The 760-nt window shown below is 45.7% G+C and carries 1 protein-coding gene; it reads right to left on the minus strand.

Going from position 1 to position 760, the window contains the following annotated elements; genetic code table 11:
• Positions 1–513: Mu transposase domain-containing protein (locus tag FNY66_RS15340; protein WP_408631292.1), on the minus strand; the 513-nt coding region annotated here is incomplete at its 3' end.
• Positions 514–760: the final 247 nt, after the last annotated feature.

Below are 760 nucleotides of genomic sequence, written 5' to 3' on the forward strand. Positions count from 1 at the left end.
ATCCCGCTTACGGTTGACCTCTCTTGGATGGACAGCCACCCGGTTCCCATGGAAGAACACTTCCACTGTATCATGCGCCACACGGACGCTGACCGATTCCCCAATCAGATCATAGGGAACAGAATACTTGTTTAATCCGTCAGTTACGGTATAATCAAGAAGAACTGTCTGATCCGACCAGAGAGACGGTTCATAGGGATTGACAGGGAGCGGCTGCATGAATGCTTTTTCCTCATGGATATAAGCATCACGGCGGTTCCCTTCCCACTTTTTAAAGGTATAACCATTGAGTTCTTTCAGCTTTTCAGCAACTGCCTCTTTGGCATCGGCCAGGGAAAAGAAGGTTTCGTTCCGCAGTGCCGCCAGGATCCACGTAGACGCATAGGAGACACTGCCCTCGGCATGGCTCTTGCCTTTCTTATCGGTAATTACCGATAAAAGAGAGAAACCGACGATAGAAAACCACGTCCGTTTTTTGGAGACACATTTAATCGAGCGCTTAAAAGAAAACATATTTACAAGTCTCGATTCCCTGAACAAAGAAACCCAAAAGATAATAGCGGCAATCAATCAAGCGGATTTCCGGAATAAAAATGATATCCGCAGGACACGGGAGTATGCCTTCCAGACCTACGACAAGCCAAAAATGAAGCCTCTTCCATCGGGCAGCTTTACGACTTGTGATTATAAATATTTTCTGCGTATACCAGATAATTACCACCTTGAATATGACGGCCACTATTACTCTGTATTGTATACG

Origin of the sequence: Mediterraneibacter catenae, from assembly GCF_008691045.1 — a bacterium.
GTDB lineage: Bacteria > Bacillota > Clostridia > Lachnospirales > Lachnospiraceae > Mediterraneibacter > Mediterraneibacter ornithocaccae.